An 18,796-nucleotide genomic window follows, 5' to 3' on the forward strand; every position below is an offset into this window, starting at 1 on the left:
CTCACCCCATGCCCCCGGCCAGAAGACGCCCCCGCACCTACAACCCCGCCAAGATCCGCACCGCGGTCCTCACCCAGTTCGGGAACGTACGCCAGGCCGTGGCCACCCTCACCGAGGCCCAGCTCGCCGCCCCCACCCGCCTCGGCGACTGGACCGTCCGCGACCTGGCCGCGCACATCACGATGGCCGTCGAGGCCATCAGCCGCGGCCTCGACCTCGACGAACCGCCGAGCCGTGGCCTCGACCTCCTGGAGTGGCCCTTCACCACGGCCCCTCGCGCCGAGGGCATCTCCGACGACACCGAGGCACTCGCCGCAGCCTGCCCCGACCTCGACGCCCTCTTCGCCCGCACCGAGCAGCGCTTCACCGAGAGCCTCGACAAGGCCCCCGACAGCCGCCTGATCGGTAGCCGGACGGGCGCGATGACCCTCACGGACTACCTGGTCACCCGCACCGTCGAACTCGTCGTCCACACCGACGACCTGAACGCCGCGGTCCCCGGCCTCGACATCCCGTACGACCGTCAGGCCCTCGCCGCCTGCACCCGCCTCCTCGCCGACGCCCTCGCCGCGAAGGCCCCCGGCGGCTCGACGGAGGTGCGGATCCCGCCGTACGCCGTGGTGCAGTGCGTGGAAGGCCCCCGCCACACCCGCGGCACCCCGCCGAACGTCGTCGAGACCGACCCGCTGACCTGGATCCGCCTCGCGACCGGCCGGGTGGTCTGGGCGGACGCCCTCGCGGACGCCGAGGTCAGCGCCAGCGGGGAGCGGGCCGATCTCGGAGAGTTCCTGCCGCTGATGAGGTGAACCCATCAGGTGCCTCGTGCGTCCAAGGACCATGAAGCAGACGACACGTGTGAAGTACGCCGTCGCCCTGGCCGGCACCGCGCTGCTGGCGGCCTGCGGCACGGAATCCGGCGGCGGCGGGGCCGGCGGCGAGGGGAAGGACGAGGGGAAGACCAAGGTCGCGAACACCGAGGACGTGATCGCGGACACCTACTGGGTGCCGCAGAAGGTGACCGTCGACGGCAAGACCTACACCCTCCCGAAGGACGACCGCTTCCGGGTCGACGAGGCCCACATCACCTTCAAGCCCGACAGCACCGACCCCGAGATGGGCGGCGGCGAGTCCGGCGGCACCGTGGGCTGCAACAGCTTCGGCGCCGACGTGGAGATCCAGGGCGACACCGTGAAGCTCACCGATCTCGCCTCGACGGCGATGGGCTGCCAGGGCCCGGTCGGAGAGTTCGAGTCGAAGTTCCTCAGCGTCTTCGACGGCACGCTCAAGGCCGCCGTCGAGGAGCCCGACGGGACCAGGACCCTCACTCTGAGCGCCGCCGGCGGCGACAGCATCACCCTCCGCGAGGGCACCCCCCAACCGAGCCCGGCCCTCCAGGGCACCCGGTGGACCATCGACACCCTGCTCTCCGGCAAGGGAGACGACGCCACCGCCTCCTCCCTCCCCGAGGACGCGAAGGCCCATCTCACCCTCACCAAGGACGGCAAGGCCACCGGCAGCCTCGGCTGCAACACCTTCACCGCCGAGGCCACGGTCAAGGACGGCACCATCGAGTTCGGCCCCCTCGCGACCACGCGCAAGGTCTGCTCGCCGCCCGTGATGAAGACCGAGCGCGAACTCACCGAAATCCTCGCGGACAAGGTCTCCTACCAGCAGAAACAGGATTCTCTGACCCTCACCGCGGCTTCCGGGAAGGGCCTCGTGGCCCGCACGGAGTAACCAAGCACACGTCCAGCGAATTCGGACCAGTGGACGACCTCGCCTACACTCGGGGACGTGCCACGTGGTGACGGTCGACTCAATCATGATCTGCTCCCCGGCGAGAAAGGCCCCCAGGACGCGTGTGGCGTCTTCGGTGTCTGGGCTCCGGGTGAAGAGGTCGCCAAGCTCACTTACTTCGGGCTCTACGCCCTCCAGCATCGGGGCCAGGAATCCGCGGGTATCGCGGTCAGCAACGGCTCCCAGATCCTCGTCTTCAAGGACATGGGCCTCGTTTCCCAGGTCTTCGACGAGACCTCTCTCGGTTCGCTCCAGGGTCATATCGCGGTCGGTCACGCCCGCTACTCGACCACCGGCGCCTCCGTGTGGGAGAACGCCCAGCCAACGTTCCGTGCCACCGCGCACGGCTCGATCGCGCTCGGCCACAACGGCAACCTGGTCAACACGGCGCAGCTCGCCGAGATGGTCGCCGACCTCCCGAAGGACACCAACGGCCGCTCGACCCGGGTGGCCGCCACCAACGACACCGACCTGCTGACGGCCCTGCTGGCCGCCCAGGTCGACGAGGACGGCAAGCCCCTGACCATCGAGGAGGCGGCCCACACCGTCCTCCCGCAGGTCCGCGGTGCCTTCTCACTCGTCTTCATGGACGAGCACACCCTCTACGCGGCCCGCGACCCCCAGGGCATCCGCCCGCTGGTCCTCGGCCGCCTGGAGCGCGGCTGGGTCGTCGCCTCGGAGTCCGCCGCCCTCGACATCTGCGGCGCCTCCTACGTCCGCGAGATCGAGCCGGGCGAGTTCGTCGCCATCGACGAGAACGGCCTGCGCACCTCCCGCTTCGCGGAAGCGAAGCCCAAGGGCTGTGTCTTCGAGTACGTCTATCTCGCCCGCCCCGACACCGACATCGCCGGCCGCAACGTCTACCTCTCCCGCGTGGAGATGGGCCGCAAGCTGGCGAAGGAAGCCCCTGTCGAGGCCGACCTGGTCATAGCGACCCCGGAATCCGGCACCCCGGCCGCCATCGGCTACGCGGAAGCCTCCGGAATCCCCTTCGGCGCGGGTCTGGTGAAGAACGCCTATGTGGGCCGTACCTTCATCCAGCCCTCCCAGACGATCCGCCAGCTCGGTATCCGCCTCAAGCTGAACCCGCTGAAGGAAGTCATCAAGGGCAAGCGCCTGGTCGTCGTCGACGACTCGATCGTGCGCGGCAACACCCAGCGGGCCCTGGTCCGCATGCTGCGCGAGGCGGGCGCCGCCGAGGTCCACATCCGGATCTCCTCGCCGCCCGTGAAGTGGCCCTGCTTCTTCGGCATCGACTTCGCCACCCGCGCCGAGCTCATCGCCAACGGCATGACCATCGACGAGATCGGCACCTCGCTGGGCGCCGACTCCCTGGCGTACATCTCCATCGACGGCATGATCGAGGCGACCACCATCGCCAAGCCGAACCTCTGCCGCGCCTGCTTCGACGGTGAGTACCCGATGGAGCTCCCGGACCCCGAGCTGCTCGGCAAGCAGCTCCTGGAGACCGAGCTGGCCGCAGGGCCCGCCGCCACGGCCGCGGCCGACGCGATCCGTCGCCCGTAGCCGGTCCGTCCTACCTGCAGTACGACACGAAAGTTCTCACCGTCATGTCTGAGACAACTGGTGCCAGCTACGCAGCTGCTTCTTACAAAACAGCAGGTGTCGACATCGAAGCGGGCGACCGCGCCGTAGAGCTGATGAAGGAGTGGGTGAAGAAGACCCAGCGCCCCGAGGTCCTCGGCGGCCTCGGCGGTTTCGCCGGTCTCTTCGACGCCTCCGCCCTCAAGAACTACGAGCGCCCCCTGCTCGCCTCGGCGACCGACGGCGTCGGCACGAAGGTCGACATCGCGCGCCAGTTGGGCGTCTACGACACGATCGGCCACGACCTGGTCGCGATGGTCATGGACGACATCGTGGTGTGCGGCGCCGAGCCGCTGTTCATGACCGACTACATCTGCGTCGGCAAGGTCCACCCCGAGCGGGTCGCCGCGATCGTCAAGGGCATCGCCGAGGGCTGTGTCCTCGCCGGCTGCGCCCTCGTCGGCGGCGAGACGGCCGAGCACCCCGGTCTCCTCGGCCCGGACGACTTCGACGTCGCCGGCGCCGGTACGGGCGTCGTGGAGGCCGACCGGCTGCTGGGCCCGGATCGCATCCGTACGGGTGATGCGGTCATCGCCATGGCCGCCTCCGGTCTTCACTCGAACGGGTACTCGCTCGTCCGCCACGTCCTGCTGAACCAGGCGGGCCTGTCCCTGGACGCCCGGATCGAGGAGCTCGGCCGCACCCTCGGCGAGGAGCTCCTGGAGCCGACCAAGATCTACTCGCTGGACTGCCTGGCGCTGACCCGCACCACGGACGTCCACGCGTACAGCCATGTCACGGGCGGCGGCCTGGCCGCGAATCTCGCCAGGGTCATCCCGGACGACCTGCACGCGATCGTCGACCGCTCCACCTGGACCCCGGCCCCGATCTTCGACCTCGTCGGCAAGACGGGTCAGGTCGAGCGCCTGGAGCTGGAGAAGACCCTCAACATGGGCGTCGGCATGATCGCGATCGTCCCGGAGGACTCGGCGGACGTGGCCCTGAGGACCCTGGCCGATCGCGGTGTCGAAGCCTGGGTGGCAGGCGAGATCACGGCACGCGGCGACCACGCCACCGGTGCGGAGATGGTGGGTGACTACGCCGTCTGACGCGCAGGAGCAGCGCAAAACCCGGTCCGGTGGTGTGGACCACATCGGACCGGGTGAAGCGCAGCTGGAGCGTCAAGCGCCGCGGCGTTGCGACGTGGGACCGGACTCGTCGTCCTCGTCCTCATCGTCGTCGTTGTATAGATCCGCGTACTGGGCGTACGGGTCGTCTTCGTCTTCGTCGTCCTCGAACGGCTCGCCATTCGGCGGCTGGCTCGAAGTCGAAGCGCCCAGCTCATTGGCCAGACGCGACAGGTCAGTCCCGCCGCTGCTGTACTTCAGCTGGCGGGCGACCTTCGTCTGCTTGGCCTTTGCCCGGCCGCGCCCCATGGCTCGACCCCCTCGGTGACGGGGCTCGATGGCCCCAGAGTCTTGACACGCGTTCATGATCTGGAACGGGCTCTCCGCAGAGAGACCGGCCCGTAGGGCTTCCACGGTACCTGAGCCCACGCCCATACGGTACGTCGCCCACAGCACGTGCCGGGGCCCACAACCGGCGGAGTGCCCTGTCCCCGCTGGTCAACCGCGATTTTAACCACTTCTTGGCGGCCGACCCGCCGACGAACGTGAGAGTTCTCTCTAACTGCTCGCCGACGGGTACCGGCCAAGGTGCCGGGCACCGATGCGACGGGGCTCGTTTCAGCGCGCCCGGCGCGCCATCGCCGCCTCATGCATCCGCTGCTCCGCGATCCGGTCGGCCGCGGCGGCCGGCGGAATCCCGTCCGACTTCGCACGTGCGAATATGGCGAGCGTGGTGTCGTAGATCTTCGCCGCCTTCGCCTTGCACCGCTCGAAGTCGAACCCGTGCAGCTCGTCGGCGACCTGGATGACCCCGCCGGCGTTCACGACGTAGTCCGGCGCGTAGAGGATCCCGCGGTCGGCGAGGTCCTTCTCCACGCCCGGGTGTTCGAGCTGGTTGTTGGCGGCCCCGCAGACCACCTTGGCGGTGAGCGCCGGGACGGTGTCGTCGTCGAGGGCGCCGCCGAGCGCGCAGGGGGCGTAGATGTCGAGACCCTCGAGGCGGATCAGGGTCGCGGTGTCGGCGACGGCGGTGACCCCGGTCGGGTGCGCGGCGAGGATCCGGCCGACGGCCTCTTCCCGTACGTCGGTGATGACGACCTCGGCGCCCTCCGCCCGCAGGTGCTCCACCAGGTGGTGGCCGACCTTGCCGACGCCCGCGATGCCGACCTTCCGCCCGGCCAGCGAGGGGCTGCCCCACAGGTGCTGGGCGGAGGCGCGCATGCCCTGGTAGACGCCGAAGGAGGTGAGGACGGAGGAGTCGCCGGCGCCGCCGTTCTCGGGGGAGCGACCGGTGGTCCAGGGGCACTCACGTGCGATGACGTCCATGTCGGCGACGTACGTGCCGACGTCGCACGCGGTGACGTACCGCCCGCCGAGCGAGGCCACGAACCGGCCGTAGGCGAGGAGCAGCTCCTCGCTCTTGATCGTCTCCGGGTCACCGATGATCACGGCCTTGCCGCCGCCGTGGTCCAGGCCGGCCATGGCGTTCTTGTACGACATCCCGCGGGCGAGGTTCAGGGCGTCGGCGACGGCCTCCTCCTCGGTCGCGTACGGGTAGAAGCGGGTACCGCCGAGGGCGGGGCCCAGCGCGGTGGAGTGGAGGGCGATGACGGCCTTGAGGCCGCTGGCACGATCCTGGCAGAGCACGACTTGCTCATGGCCGCCCTGGTCCGAGTGGAACAGGGTGTGCAGGACGCCGGCTGATACGTCGGTCACTGTGGTGACTCCTGGGTAAGTAGCCGCTGTTGGGACCAGCTCCCGTAAGGGTGGCGGGCGCTGTGAGCATGAGATTAGAGCCTGGCTGCTCGCCGCCGCCCCGCCGTGCTCAGGATCACCTACTCCCGGAGTACGCCCGTGCGACGATTTGCATAGATTTCCCGCCCGTTTGTGAGCGGGTTTCGCAGGTTTTCCTGGCAGTGGGCGGGGGAGGGAGCAGGCGTGCCCAAGGTGTCCTCGGTGGTCGTCCCGTACGCGACCTATCTGCGCGTGTACGAGCCGTTGGCGGCCTTCCCGGAGCCGGAACGCGGCCACTGGACGCGCTACGCCCGCCGCCCCGACCGTCCCTCGTACCAGGACGAACTGCGCCGCTCCCTGGCCGACTTGCTGCCCACCCCGCCGATCCCGGTGCCGGTGCACGAGAGCAGCGACGCGTTCGTCCTGGATGTGGACGGCGTGGTCTGCGTCTGCCCCTGGCGGACCCGGCTGCGCGGCTGGCAGGCGCTGGAGGAGCTGCCCGAGGAGCTGCCGAAGCCGGTCCTGGACGCGGTGCTGCCGCCGGTCGTACGGCGGCAGGCGGCCCAGGACTACGAGCGCTGGCTGGTCCGCAACCCCGACGCCCGGCCCTGGATCCGGACCTCGACCTGGCAGGTGCCGCTGCACTGGTTCGTGCTGGTCGCGGACGAGGAGCGGCGCTTCGACAAGGGCTCGGGCGAGATCCCGCCGATGCTCCGCTACCGCACGCCCATGGTGCAGGCCCGGCGGCGGGTGGCGCGGGCTCTGCGGACTCTCAAGGACGCCATCGACGAGGGGCCGCTCATCGACGGCCTCGTGGACGTCGGGCGCTGGCTGGAGGAGTTCCATCCGCGCTCGCACGTCGAGCTGGACTACGGCGGTCTGGTGCACACCCTGCCGCCCGGCGAGCTGGAGGACGACCACTCGGCGGCCGACGTGGCCGAGGGCATCGAGGCGTTGCGGCTCGGGGACGGGGCGGCCGCGGGGGTCGCGTACGGGCGTCTGGTGGAGCGGTGGCGGTCGGTCCGGGACCGGCGTTCCGCGAACTGAGTGTGCCCTGAGTCACTTTGGTCACGAACTGGCGTTTGACCTGACGCCCGTTTTGGGGTTTCGTCCTCGGTCAAGGTGTCACCAAGTTTCCCCTGATGCTCCGCCAACAAGGGACGTAGGTCCCGATCCGGGCGTACGCCTCACTCAGTGTCAAGCGTGACGGACCGCACGTACCCGGCTCTTGCATCTCTTGCCCCTCCTCATGCCAAAATAGGACAAGGGGCCCGGGGGAGGTTCCGCTTTGGGGGGTCTGGTGACTCCTGATCGCTCTGTGACTGATCGTCACAGTGGCGTGACTGTCCGCTATGGCATGGTCCATCGGCGTCTGTCGCCCGATGAACACCTGGGGGGCAATTCCATCGGTTTGGCCGACGCGGCTGGACAGATGGTGTAGTTGTAGTGCCGAGGACAAGCCGTTCGTCCTATAACCGACTCGACTCGCGTCCGCCATTTCGGGCAACGCGGGTCAAGGTGCAGAATTTAGAGGAAAGAACCGAGAAGGTTCGGTTCTCCCGAGGAGGCCGCTCATGACCGCTCGCACCCCTGATGCCGAGCCGCTGCTGACCCCGGCTGAGGTCGCCACCATGTTCCGCGTCGACCCCAAGACGGTCACGCGGTGGGCGAAGGCCGGGAAGCTTACTTCCATCCGTACGCTCGGCGGGCATCGCCGCTACCGCGAGGCGGAGGTCCGTGCACTGCTCGCGGGCATCCCGCAGCAGCGCAGCGAGGCCTGAACCAACTGAATAACGGACAAACCGGCAGGTCCCCCAACGTGCCGAGGCGTCCGTGGCAACGCTTCAAAAGCTCCAAGCGACGCGGGTTCCGCCCCAACGGGGCCCACGCCCAAGCTCATCCCAGAACGTCACAGGGTGCGTCGTCGATCGCGCTGGACTCCGCCGGGTCCAGCGCGATCTTTTTTGTGCGCGAGATGTGGTTCAGCGCACGGCTCTGTGAGCGGGCTTGTCGGAGTCTGGGGAGGGGTGTCGGATCTCCTGTGGGGACCCCTGACGACTGGTGCAATTGCACATATTAAATTGACCAGTTGTAGGTGAGGTGTAAGTACCGCGGTTTCCGAAACTCATGCGGTGACTCCCGTCACATGCCAGAGTCCTTGTTGCCGCCGCCGCACGTGCGCTAGGGGAGGCGCATGTTCCACCGTCCCACGCCCGTACGGCCGTTGGGGCCGCCGATGGTCACGCGGGCGAGGGACTTTCGTCCTCGACGGTCTCGTCCGGCTCCTGCACGGCTCCCGAGGGGCAGTCCATGGCGAGCCGCAGCAGCTGATGACAGATCGGGCAGTGCCGCGTCAGATGGCGATAGGAGGAAGCGGCCGACAGATGCGCACGGAGCAGCGCCCGCGTCTCGTGCCTAGCCGAAGCCGCCATACGCCACCTCCAGGGGCCGCACGGGGAACGGGGCCCTGATTTCTGGAGTACCGAGCGAATGTGACGCCGTCAAGAGTGGCTGGGCGGCCATGGCACGCAAGAAGGCCCGGATCCGAAGATCCGGGCCTTCTGACTTCACTGCGGTCCAAGAAGACCCGCTCCCCTGGTGGGGGTGCGGGCCCTCTGACTTCACTGCGGTCCTGACGGGATTTGAACCCGCGGCCTCCACCTTGACAGGGTGGCGAGCACTCCAAACTGCTCCACAGGACCAGGTTTCGCGGCGCTTGGTGCTGCGTTGCGCTGCGAGAAGGACTGTACAGGAGGGGGTGCCGTCTGCGCGAACTCACCCAACGTGCAGGAGCGGTTACGGTACGGCCGCGTCGATCGCCTTCACGATCCGCTTGTCCGAGATGGGGTAAGCCGTCCCCAGCGCGTGGGCGAAATAGCTGACCCGGAGCTCCTCGATCATCCAGCGGATGTCCAGGACCGCGGACGGGACCGGGCGGCCCTTCGGCATCTGCTCCAGGAGCCACGCGTACTCGTCCCGCATCTCGTGGACCTTCTCCATGCGCGTGGTGTCCCGCTGGACGTTCGTCGGCATCTGCTGGAGGCGACGGTCCGCCGCCACCAGGTACCGCATGAGGTCCGGCAGCCGGCGCAGCCCGGTCTCCGTCACGAAGCCCGGTTTCACGAGGGCGTCCAGCTGTCCCCGTACGTCCTGGAGGTTCGCCAGGAGCGCGGGGCTCCGTACGGCCTTCAGACGGCGCTCACAGGCCTGCCAGGCGGCCAGCACCTGCTGCACCTGGCCGACCGTACGGACCGTCGTGTCGACTATCTCGGCGCGCACCTTGTCGTAGAGCTTCCGGTACGACTCCTCGTCCCACGCCGGCCCCCCGAAGTCGGCGATGAGCCGGTCCGCCGCCGCCGTCGCGCAGTCGTCGAAGAGGGCCTGGATCGTGCCGTGCGGGTTGGCCGAGAGAGCGAGCTTCTGGGGGTTGGTCAGCTTCTCCGAGGCGAACTTCGCCGGGTTCACCGGGATGTTGCGGAGGATCAGCCGCCGCGTGCCCTTCCACATGGCCTCCGCCTGCTCCGCCTCCGTGTCGAAGAGACGGACCGAGACCGTGTCGCCGTCGTCCACCAGCGCCGGGTACGCCTTCACCGGGTGGCCGGCTCGGCGGGTCTCGAAGACGCGGGTGAGGGTGCCGATCGTCCAGTCGGTGAGGCCCTTGCGTTCCAGGGACTCGCCGCCCTGGCGCTCGGCGGTGGCTGCCGCGGCCTGCGAGAGGGCCTGCCGTGCCTTCGGCTTCAGCTGGACCTTCAGCGCCTCCAGATCCTTGTCCTCGGCCAGCTTGCGGCGCCGCTCGTCCACGATCCGGAAGGTGATCCGCAGGTGCTCGGGGACCCGGGACCAGTCGAAGTCCTCGGCCTCGAAGGGGACCCCGACCATGCGCTTCAGCTCGCGCGCCATCGTCGTCGTCAGCGGCTCCTGCAAGGGGACGGCCGTATCGAGGAACCGCTTCGCGAAGTTCGGCGCCGGCACGTAGTTGCGGCGGATCGGCTTCGGGAGCGAACGGATCAGCTCCGTCACCAACTCCTCCCGCAGACCCGGGATCTGCCAGTCGAAGCCCTCGTCCGTGACCTGGTTCAGCACCTGGAGCGGGATGTGGACGGTCACACCGTCGGCGTCAGCGCCCGGCTCGAACTGGTACGTGACGCGGAACTTGAGCTGCCCCTGCCGCCAACTGTCCGGATAGTCGGCCTTGGTGACCGCCTCCGCCGACTCCCGGATGAGCATCTCCCGCTCGAAGTCCAGGAACTCCGGCTGCTCATGCCGCTTCCGCTTCCACCAGGAGTCGAAGTGGGCGCCGGAGACGACGTGTTCGGGCACCCGCTGGTCGTAGAAGTCGAAGAGCGTGTCGTCGTCGACGACGATGTCCCGGCGCCGGGCGCGGTGTTCGAGCTCCTCGACCTCGCTCAGCAGCTTGCGGTTGTCGGCGTAGAACTTGTGGTGCGTGCGCCAGTCGCCCTCGACGAGCGCGTTGCGAATGAAAAGCTCGCGGCTCGTCTCGGGGTCGATCCGGCCGTAGTTGACCTTGCGCTGGGCGACGATCGGCACGCCGTACAGCGTGACCTTCTCGTACGCCATCACGGCCGCCTGGTCCTTCTCCCAGTGCGGTTCGGAGTACGTCCGCTTCAGCAGGTGCCCGGCGAGCGGCTCGACCCACTCCGGCTCGATCTTGGCGTTGACGCGTGCCCAGAGGCGGCTCGTCTCCACCAGTTCCGCCGACATCACGAAACGCGGCTGCTTCTTGAAGAGCGCGGAGCCCGGGAAGATCGCGAACTTGGCGTTGCGGGCGCCCAGGTACTCGTTCTTGTTGCCGTCCTTCACGTCCTTCATGCCGACGTGGGAGAGCAGACCGGCGAGAAGGGAGACATGGACGCTCTGGTCGGCCGCGTCCTCCTCGTTCAGATGGATGCCCATCTGCTTGGCGACGGTCCGCAGCTGGGTGTAGATGTCCTGCCATTCGCGGATGCGCAGGAAGTTCAGATACTCCTGCTTGCACATCCGCCGGAAGGAGCTCGAACCCCGCTCCTTCTGCTGCTCGCGGACGTACCGCCAGAGGTTCAGATACGCGAGGAAGTCGCTGGTCTCGTCCTTGAAGCGGGCGTGCTGCTGGTCGGCCTGGGTCTGCTTGTCGGCGGGGCGCTCGCGCGGGTCCTGGATGGACAGGGCCGCCGCTATCACCATGACCTCGCGGGCACAGCCGTTCTTGTCGGCCTCCAGGACCATCCGGGCCAGGCGCGGGTCGACGGGCAGCTGAGCGAGCTTGCGGCCGGTCTCGGTGAGCCGCTTGCGGGGGTCCTTCTGCGCCGGGTCGAGGGCGTTCAGCTCCTGGAGCAGCTGGACGCCGTCGCGGATGTTGCGGTGGTCCGGCGGGTCGATGAAGGGGAACTTCTCGATGTCGCCGAGGCCGGCGGCGGTCATCTGGAGGATGACGGAGGCCAGGTTCGTACGGAGGATCTCCGCGTCCGTGAACTCCGGGCGGGCGTTGAAATCGTCCTCGGAGTAGAGGCGGATGCAGACACCGTCCGACGTACGGCCGCAGCGGCCCTTGCGCTGGTTCGCGCTGGCCTGGGAGATCGCCTCGATCGGGAGCCGCTGGACCTTGGTGCGATGGCTGTAGCGGCTGATCCGGGCGAAGCCGGGGTCGATGACGTACTTGATGCCGGGGACCGTCAGGGAGGTCTCGGCGACGTTCGTTGCCAGAACGATCCTGCGCCCGGTGTGCGGCTGGAAGACCCGGTGCTGCTCGGCGTGCGAGAGCCGGGCGTAGAGGGGGAGCACCTCGGTGAACCGGTAGTTCTTCTTGTTGAGCGCGTCCGCCGTGTCCCGGATCTCCCGCTCGCCCGAGAGGAAGACCAGGATGTCGCCCTTGCCCTCGCCCTGGAGCTCCTCGACGGCGTCGCAGATCGCGGTGATCTGGTCGCGGTCGGCGTCGTCCGAGTCCTCCTCCAGGAGGGGCCTGTACCGCACCTCCACCGGGTATGTCCGGCCGCTGACCTCGACGATCGGGGCGTCCCCGAAGTGCCGGGAGAAGCGCTCGGGATCGATGGTCGCGGAGGTGATGACGACCTTGAGATCCGGGCGCTTCGGCAGCAGCTGGGCGAGGTAGCCGAGCAGGAAGTCGATGTTGAGGGACCGCTCGTGGGCCTCGTCGATGATGATCGTGTCGTAGGCGCGCAGCTCGCGGTCGGTCTGGATCTCGGCGAGCAGGATGCCGTCCGTCATCAGCTTGATGAAGGTGCCGTCCTGGTTCACCTGGTCGGTGAAGCGGACCTTCCAGCCGACGGCCTCGCCGAGCGGGGTGTCCAGCTCCTCGGCGACGCGTTCGGCGACGGTGCGGGCGGCGATACGACGGGGCTGGGTGTGCCCGATCATGCCGCGCACACCACGGCCCAGCTCCAGACAGATCTTCGGGATCTGGGTCGTCTTGCCGGAACCGGTCTCACCGGCGACGATCACGACCTGGTGATCACGGATGGCGTCCGCGATCTCGTCCTTCTTCTGGCTGACGGGGAGCTGCTCGGGATAGCTGACGGCGGGTACCCGGGCGCGCCGCCCGGCCATCCGCTCCTCGGCCTTGGCGATCTCGCCCTCGATCTCGGCGAGCACGGCGGCCCGGGCCTCCGGCTTACGGATCTTGCGCGCACCTTCGAGCCTGCGCCCGAGCCGCTGCGCGTCGCGCAGGGAGAGCTCGGTCAGGCGAGGGGCGAGGGCGCCGAGGCCCGGGACACCGGGGGCAGGATGCGTAGACATACGCGATCCAGGATCTCATCCTCGGGAAATTTGTGGCGAACGGTTTTGCCGCCGGCGGTGGAGCGGGCGGGCTACAGGGTGCGCTGGCCCGGGATCTCCGCCACCGGTACCGGGGTGCGGGTCTCGTGCAGGGCGATGGACTTGGCGGTGTTGGAGACGGCCTTGATGCTCAGATAGGCCGTGGTCATGCTGCTGACCGCGGTGAAGGCGGCGGTGAGGACGCCGACGATCACCGCTTTGTCGCCGTCGAGCTGCCAGACCCCGACGATCGCCACCACGGCGATCGCCAGATTGCTGAGTATCACCGCGAACAGGCCGTACCGCGCACGGGCCAGTTCCAGACCGTTCTGACTCATCGAACCCCCTGAGCACCCCTGGATACAACAAGACCCCGATCCGAGGATCGGGGTCTTTGCTGTGGCTGGGGCCGGGGTCGAACCGGCGACCTACCGCTTTTCAGGCGGTCGCTCGTACCAACTGAGCTACCCAGCCGAGAGATTCCGGAGAATCTCAGCGGTCCTGACGGGATTTGAACCCGCGGCCTCCACCTTGACAGGGTGGCGAGCACTCCAAACTGCTCCACAGGACCAAGCTGTTGTGTACGACAGTGTCGCACACGGTGTTGCGTGCCCCCAACGGGATTCGAACCCGTGCTACCGCCTTGAAAGGGCGGCGTCCTAGGCCGCTAGACGATGAGGGCTATCGGCCCGCCTGCGCGCTTCTCAGCGCGTCGGGGACGTGAGAAGCATATGGGATGGCAGGAGGTATCGCCAAAACGGTTTAAGGAGCGCTGGGGGACGGGGTGCGCGACAGGGGCGGAGAGGTGGACGGGGAGGGGGAGGGAGTCGGGGAGGGCGTGGGGGACGGTGTGGGGGCCGCTCCCGGCAGGTTCTCCTCCGGCAGGTGGCGGCTGACCTCGGCCGTGGTCAGGCCCAGACCGCCGAGTTTGATCTCGTCCCAGGCCTGGAGGCGGCGGGTGTCACGGTCGAAGTAGAGGATCGAGGCCTCGATGGGGTCGGGGTACTTCCCCTCCACCGCGCGCAGCCCGCTCCCGCCGGTGGAGCCCTCGATACGCAGCCGGGTGCCGTTGCGCAGGACCTCCATCTCCTGGTGGTGGAGGTGGCCGGAGAGCACCAGCGGTACCGACCCGTCGACCTCCCGGGCGGCGGACGGCTCGTGGATCATGGCGACGTCGACCGGTTTCCCGGCGGTCGTCCAGTCACGCAGGGAGGCGGCGAGCCGGGCGCCCGCGGCCTCCTGGGACTCCTCGGCGCCGGACTTCTCGCTGCGGTCGGGGGTGAACTGCGGGTCGCCCAGGCCGGCGAAACGCAGGCCCGCGACCGTCTCGGCCCGCCCGTCGTCGAGGACGTGGACGTTCTTCAGGCCCTCCAAGTAGCGCTGGGTGATCCGGGAGTCGTGGTTGCCGCGCACCCACACATAGGGCGCGCCCAGGTCCTCGACCGGGTCCAGGAAGCCGTTCTCGGCGGCCGTCCCGTGGTCCATGGTGTCGCCCGTGTCGACGATGACATCGGCCTGGTACTGCTCCACCAGCGAGGCGATGATCTTCCAGCTCGCCGGGTTGAGGTGGATGTCGGAGACGTGCAGGACGCGGATGGTGGTCGGGTCGGGGGCGTAGACGGGCAGCGTGGAGGTGACGTCGTAGAGCTTCGTCACATTCGTCACCAGCCGCGCCAACTCCTTCTGGTAGACGTCGAATTCGGTCACGATGTTGCGCGCGTTGCCGACCAGGGACGGGGCCGAGGAGAGCAGGCCGGAGAACTTCGGCTCCAGGACCGAGTCCGGGTTCCAGGTGGCGTACGCCGTGCCGCCGGACGCGGCCAGCAGGGTCAGGGCGAGGCCGCCGGCGGCGAGCGCGCGGCGCGGGCGGCGGTAGACGGCGAGGCCGAGGGCGGTGGCCCCGGCGACGACGGCGACACAGGACCGTACGGCCAGGTCGAGGGTGCCGTGGCCGACGTCCTCGGCGACCTCCTGCTGGAGCCCGGAGAGGCGCTCGGGGTGGTCGACGAGGGCCTGGGAGCGGACCGGGTCGAGCTGGTCGACGTTGACGTCCAGGCGGACGGGGGCGTGGTGGCTGTCGAGCTGCAGGGCGCCCAGCGGGGAGACGTTGATCTTCGTGCCGCCGGTGAAGGAGGGGCGCAGGGTCATCGTCGTGTTCATCGGTCCGACGGGGGTGCGGACATTGCCGACGATCAGCAGGCCCAGCCACGCCCCGAGCAGCACGACCGTGATCAGGCCGAGGGCCCGGCCCCAGGGGTGCGGCTGGTGGACGAGTTCCAGGGTGGGCAGGGGGCGGCGGGTCCGGTAGTGCCGCGCGAGGGTGCGCGGCGAGCGGCGGATACGGACCAGGACGTTCAGGACTGCGGCGGGGACGCGGGCCATTGGTCCCGTATGCCCAAGTGCGGGCGTGGATATGCGGAGCGTCCGGTGACTGTCGTACGACGGTTCAGAGTTGTCGTACGACGGTTTGTGACCCTCGTACGACGGTTTCGTACCGGACAATGGCCCTGTGCTGGAGATGACGCGTGAGGAGTTCGAGGAACTGGTCGCCGAGGCGCTGGACCGGATTCCGCCGGAGTTGACGCGGCTGATGGACAACGTCGCGGTGTTCGTCGAGGACGAACCGCCCGCCGACGATCCTGAGCTGCTCGGGCTCTACGAGGGGACTCCGCTGACCGACCGCGGGGAGTGGTACGCGGGAGTGCTGCCGGACCGGATCACGATCTACAGGGGGCCGACCCTGCGGATGTGCGAGTCGCGGGAGGAGGTCGTCGCCGAGACCGAGGTCACCGTGGTGCACGAGATCGCCCATCACTTCGGGATCGACGACGCCCGGCTGCACGCCCTCGGATACGGGTGAGGGTTCGCGTGTCCTCTTGTGGGCGGCGGGAGTTGGAGAGGTTGACTCCTTCAACCGCCCTCGGAGGTGGCTCCCGTGCGCCCCTTGTACGTACCCGTCCGTCTGGCCGCCACGGTGATGGCGGTCGCCGCTGCCGCCGGTTGCATGAGCGTGGGTGACGACGACGGGGGCAAGAGCGCCAAGCCCTCGCACTCCGCGGGGCACCGGGGCGGCGAGGCGCCGGACGGCGGATCGGCGGTGACGGGCGGTGGCGGCGGGTACGGCGTCGCCGGGGCCGACGGCAAGCACGGGAAGAAGAAGGGCAAGGGCAAGGGCAAGGACGGGGAGTCGGCGTCGCCGTCCGCCTCGGCGTCCGGGACGGCCAGTGCGTCGCCCTCGGCGGAGCCCAAGCCCGGCAAGTCCGACAAGCCCAAGCCGACGCCGACCAAGACACCGCCCACCCCGACGAAGACGCCCGAGCCGGAGCCGACACCGACCCCGACGCCCGAGCCGCCCTCCCCGACGCCCACCGTCGCCGAGCCGTCCTCCTCCGCGCACCAGGAGACCGGGGCGCAGCTGGCCCAGCGGGAGCCGGCGCCGGCGGCGGGGACTCCGGCGTAGTTGATGTGCGTCACATCGGTGGGGTTCGGTTTGCCTTCACGGGTGGTGGGTGCGTATGGTTATAGATCGTTTGATTCATTTGCCCGGCGCCAACGCAGAAGCGCGCCGTGTGGCGCGTTCTCTCCCTTGCCGTGGCTGACCGCATAGAGGCGGTCGTATTGCGAAATCACGGAGTTGACGGGCGCGTGCCGACGAGACTCCGGAAGGTTTCGCTTACGCATGTCCATTTCCAGTTCTGATCACGTTGTCCTGCCCGAGAACGACGAGGCCGAGGCCGTAGCGGCGCTCGAGGCCGTCGACTCCGGCGACACCGCCGAGTCCACCGACTTCGGCGAGAAGACCCCCGAGATCACCTTCGCCGACCTCGGTCTCCCCGAGGGCGTCGTGCGCAAGCTCGCCCAGAACAACGTGACCGTCCCCTTCCCGATCCAGGCCGCGACCATCCCGGACGCCCTGGCCGGCAAGGACATCCTCGGCCGTGGCCGCACCGGCTCCGGCAAGACCCTCTCCTTCGGTCTGCCGACCCTGGCGCGTCTCGCCGGCGGCCGCACCGAGCGCCACAAGCCCCGCGCGGTCATCCTCACCCCGACCCGTGAGCTCGCCATGCAGGTGGCGGACGCCCTCCAGCCCTACGGCGACGTCCTCGGCCTGAAGATGAAGGTCGTCTGCGGCGGTACGTCCATGGGCAACCAGATCTACGCCCTGGAGCGCGGCGTCGACATCCTCGTCGCCACCCCGGGCCGACTGCGCGACATCATCAACCGCGGCGCCTGCTCCCTGGAGGACGTCCAGGTCGCCGTCCTCGACGAGGCCGACCAGATGTCCGACCTGGGCTTCCTGCCCGAGGTCACCGAGCTCCTCGACCAGGTCCCGGCCGGCGGCCAGCGGATGCTGTTCTCGGCCACGATGGAGAACGAGATCTCCACGCTGGTCAAGCGCTACCTGAGCAACCCGGTCACGCACGAGGTCGACAGCGCCCAGGGCAACGTCACGACGATGTCGCACCACATCCTCATCGTGAAGCCCAAGGACAAGGCGCCGGTCACCGCGGCCATCGCCTCCCGCAAGGGCCGCACCATCATCTTCGTCCGCACCCAGCTGGGCGCGGACCGTATCGCCGAGCAGCTGCGCGAGGCGGGCGTGAAGGCCGACGCGCTGCACGGCGGCATGACCCAGGGCGCCCGCACCCGGACGCTGGCCGACTTCAAGGACGGGTACGTCAACGCCCTCGTCGCCACCGACGTCGCCGCGCGCGGTATTCACGTCGACGGCATCGACCTGGTGCTCAACGTGGATCCGGCGGGCGACCACAAGGACTACCTGCACCGCGCCGGCCGTACGGCCCGTGCGGGTCGCACCGGCACGGTCGTCTCCCTGTCCCTGCCGCACCAGCGCCGCCAGATCTTCCGCCTCATGGAGGACGCGGGCGTCGACGCCGGGCGTCACATCATCCAGGGCGCCGGCGCCTTCGACCCCGAGGTCGCCGAGATCACCGGTGCCCGGTCGATGACCGAGGTCCAGGCCGAGTCCGCGGGCAACGCCGCGCAGCAGGCCGAGCGCGAGGTCGCCTCCCTGACCAAGCAGCTGGAGCGGGCGCAGCGGCGCGCGACCGAGCTGCGCGAGGAGGCCGACCGGCTCGTCGCCCGGGCCGCCCGTGACCGCGGTGAGGACCCGGAGGCGGCGGTGGCCGAGGCGCAGGCCGCGGCGGTCGTCGAGGCCGTGTCCGTGCCCGAGCAGCCGACGGCGCAGGAGGCCGACCGGGCCGAGGCCCCGTCGACGTACGAGCGCCGTGACGACCGTGGCGGGTTCCGCCGTGACGAGCGTCGGGACGACCGTGGTGGCCGTTCCTTCGAGCGCCGTGACGACCGTGGTGGCCGTGGGTTCGAGCGTCGGGACAACGACCGCGGTGGGTTCAACCGTGACCGTGGCGAGCGTGGGTTCGAGCGTCGTGACAACGACCGTGGCGGGTTCCGCCGTGACGAGCGTCGGGACGACCGTGGTGGCCGTTCCTTCGAGCGCCGCGATGACCGTGGTGGCCGTGGGTTCGAGCGTCGTGACAACGACCGTGGCGGCTTCCGCCGCGACGACCGTCCGTCCGACCGTCCGTCCGACCGCCCGGCCGGCCGTGGCTTCGAGCGCCGTGACGACCGTGGCGGCCACCGTGGCAGCGACCGCCCCTTCAACCGCGACCGCCGCGACGACCGCCCGGGCTTCCGCTCCGGCGGCCACGAGCGCCCCTACGGCCGCCGCGACGACCACCGCGGCACGGGTTCGGGTTCCGGTTCTTCCTTCGGGCGTCGGGATGAGAAGCCGCGTTGGAAGCGCAACGGCTGACGCCGGCTGAGCTGACCCGGAAGGGCCCGTA

The 18,796-nt window shown here is 69.2% G+C and carries 15 protein-coding genes and 4 tRNA genes; 9 read left to right on the plus strand and 10 right to left on the minus strand.

Going from position 1 to position 18,796, the window contains the following annotated elements; translation table 11 throughout:
- The first annotated feature begins 8 nt into the window (after window positions 1–8).
- Genes PH203_RS18740 through purM form a run of 4 tightly spaced genes read left to right on the plus strand, consistent with a single transcriptional unit; the run spans window position 9 to window position 4,451 of the window.
- Window positions 9–806 (plus strand): maleylpyruvate isomerase family mycothiol-dependent enzyme, encoded by a 798-nt coding sequence (locus PH203_RS18740; RefSeq protein ID WP_289921238.1) that lies wholly within the window; start codon window positions 9–11, stop codon window positions 804–806.
- Between the two features lie 31 nt (window positions 807–837).
- The gene (locus tag PH203_RS18745) at window positions 838–1,737 is read left to right on the plus strand and encodes an META domain-containing protein (RefSeq protein ID WP_289921239.1); all 900 of its coding nucleotides are present in this window, start codon (window positions 838–840) and stop codon (window positions 1,735–1,737) included.
- A gap of 57 nt (window positions 1,738–1,794) precedes the next feature.
- Entirely contained in the window at window positions 1,795–3,324 is a 1,530-nt protein-coding gene (gene purF, locus PH203_RS18750) for an amidophosphoribosyltransferase (protein ID WP_079310184.1), read from the plus strand.
- Between the two features lie 44 nt (window positions 3,325–3,368).
- Window positions 3,369–4,451 (plus strand): phosphoribosylformylglycinamidine cyclo-ligase, encoded by a 1,083-nt coding sequence (gene purM / locus PH203_RS18755; RefSeq protein ID WP_289921240.1) that lies wholly within the window; start codon window positions 3,369–3,371, stop codon window positions 4,449–4,451.
- Window positions 4,452–4,523: 72 nt separating this feature from the next.
- Here the strand turns inward: purM and PH203_RS18760 are convergent, their stop codons facing one another.
- Together PH203_RS18760 and PH203_RS18765 are read right to left on the minus strand one after the other, a co-directional pair.
- On the minus strand, window positions 4,524–4,778 hold the full coding sequence (locus tag PH203_RS18760; RefSeq protein WP_289921241.1) for a DUF3073 domain-containing protein: 255 nt from the start codon (window positions 4,776–4,778) through the stop codon (window positions 4,524–4,526).
- Between the two features lie 309 nt (window positions 4,779–5,087).
- Entirely contained in the window at window positions 5,088–6,185 is a 1,098-nt protein-coding gene (locus tag PH203_RS18765) for a Glu/Leu/Phe/Val dehydrogenase dimerization domain-containing protein (protein WP_289921242.1), read from the minus strand.
- Window positions 6,186–6,407: 222 nt separating this feature from the next.
- On the opposite strand from PH203_RS18765, the gene PH203_RS18770 reads away from it, so the two are divergent.
- Both PH203_RS18770 and bldC read left to right on the plus strand, forming a co-directional pair.
- The gene (locus PH203_RS18770; RefSeq protein WP_289921243.1) at window positions 6,408–7,250 is read left to right on the plus strand and encodes a hypothetical protein; all 843 of its coding nucleotides are present in this window, start codon (window positions 6,408–6,410) and stop codon (window positions 7,248–7,250) included.
- A gap of 527 nt (window positions 7,251–7,777) precedes the next feature.
- A complete protein-coding gene (gene bldC, locus PH203_RS18775) occupies window positions 7,778–7,984 on the plus strand; it encodes a developmental transcriptional regulator BldC (protein WP_003949541.1) in 207 nt (68 codons plus the stop codon).
- A gap of 459 nt (window positions 7,985–8,443) precedes the next feature.
- Here the strand turns inward: bldC and PH203_RS18780 are convergent, their stop codons facing one another.
- The 8 genes from PH203_RS18780 to PH203_RS18815 all read right to left on the minus strand — a co-directional run bounded on the left by PH203_RS18780 (window position 8,444) and on the right by PH203_RS18815 (window position 15,353).
- Entirely contained in the window at window positions 8,444–8,635 is a 192-nt protein-coding gene (locus PH203_RS18780; RefSeq protein WP_289921245.1) for a DUF6274 family protein, read from the minus strand.
- 195 nt (window positions 8,636–8,830) lie between these two features.
- A tRNA-Asp gene (locus tag PH203_RS18785) sits at window positions 8,831–8,905 on the minus strand.
- A gap of 94 nt (window positions 8,906–8,999) precedes the next feature.
- On the minus strand, window positions 9,000–12,953 hold the full coding sequence (gene hrpA, locus PH203_RS18790; RefSeq protein ID WP_289921246.1) for an ATP-dependent RNA helicase HrpA: 3,954 nt from the start codon (window positions 12,951–12,953) through the stop codon (window positions 9,000–9,002).
- A 71-nt stretch (window positions 12,954–13,024) separates the two neighbouring features.
- The gene (locus PH203_RS18795) at window positions 13,025–13,309 is read right to left on the minus strand and encodes a hypothetical protein (RefSeq protein ID WP_289921247.1); all 285 of its coding nucleotides are present in this window, start codon (window positions 13,307–13,309) and stop codon (window positions 13,025–13,027) included.
- A 62-nt stretch (window positions 13,310–13,371) separates the two neighbouring features.
- Window positions 13,372–13,445: transfer RNA gene (locus PH203_RS18800), tRNA-Phe, on the minus strand.
- Between the two features lie 22 nt (window positions 13,446–13,467).
- A tRNA-Asp gene (locus PH203_RS18805) sits at window positions 13,468–13,542 on the minus strand.
- Between the two features lie 38 nt (window positions 13,543–13,580).
- Window positions 13,581–13,653, minus strand: a tRNA-Glu gene (locus tag PH203_RS18810).
- 80 nt (window positions 13,654–13,733) lie between these two features.
- Entirely contained in the window at window positions 13,734–15,353 is a 1,620-nt protein-coding gene (locus PH203_RS18815) for a metallophosphoesterase (RefSeq protein ID WP_289921248.1), read from the minus strand.
- A 127-nt stretch (window positions 15,354–15,480) separates the two neighbouring features.
- On the opposite strand from PH203_RS18815, the gene PH203_RS18820 reads away from it, so the two are divergent.
- From PH203_RS18820 to PH203_RS18830, 3 genes are all read left to right on the plus strand, one after another.
- Complete coding sequence (locus tag PH203_RS18820; RefSeq protein ID WP_067022470.1) at window positions 15,481–15,831, plus strand: metallopeptidase family protein; 351 nt, start codon at window positions 15,481–15,483, stop codon at window positions 15,829–15,831.
- Between the two features lie 75 nt (window positions 15,832–15,906).
- On the plus strand, window positions 15,907–16,431 hold the full coding sequence (locus PH203_RS18825; RefSeq protein WP_289921252.1) for a hypothetical protein: 525 nt from the start codon (window positions 15,907–15,909) through the stop codon (window positions 16,429–16,431).
- 219 nt (window positions 16,432–16,650) lie between these two features.
- Window positions 16,651–18,765 (plus strand): DEAD/DEAH box helicase, encoded by a 2,115-nt coding sequence (locus PH203_RS18830; RefSeq protein ID WP_289921254.1) that lies wholly within the window; start codon window positions 16,651–16,653, stop codon window positions 18,763–18,765.
- Window positions 18,766–18,796 lie beyond the last annotated feature (31 nt).

The sequence above is a fragment of the Streptomyces sp. S.PB5 genome, assembly GCF_030403745.1.
Classification (GTDB): Bacteria; Actinomycetota; Actinomycetes; order Streptomycetales; family Streptomycetaceae; genus Streptomyces.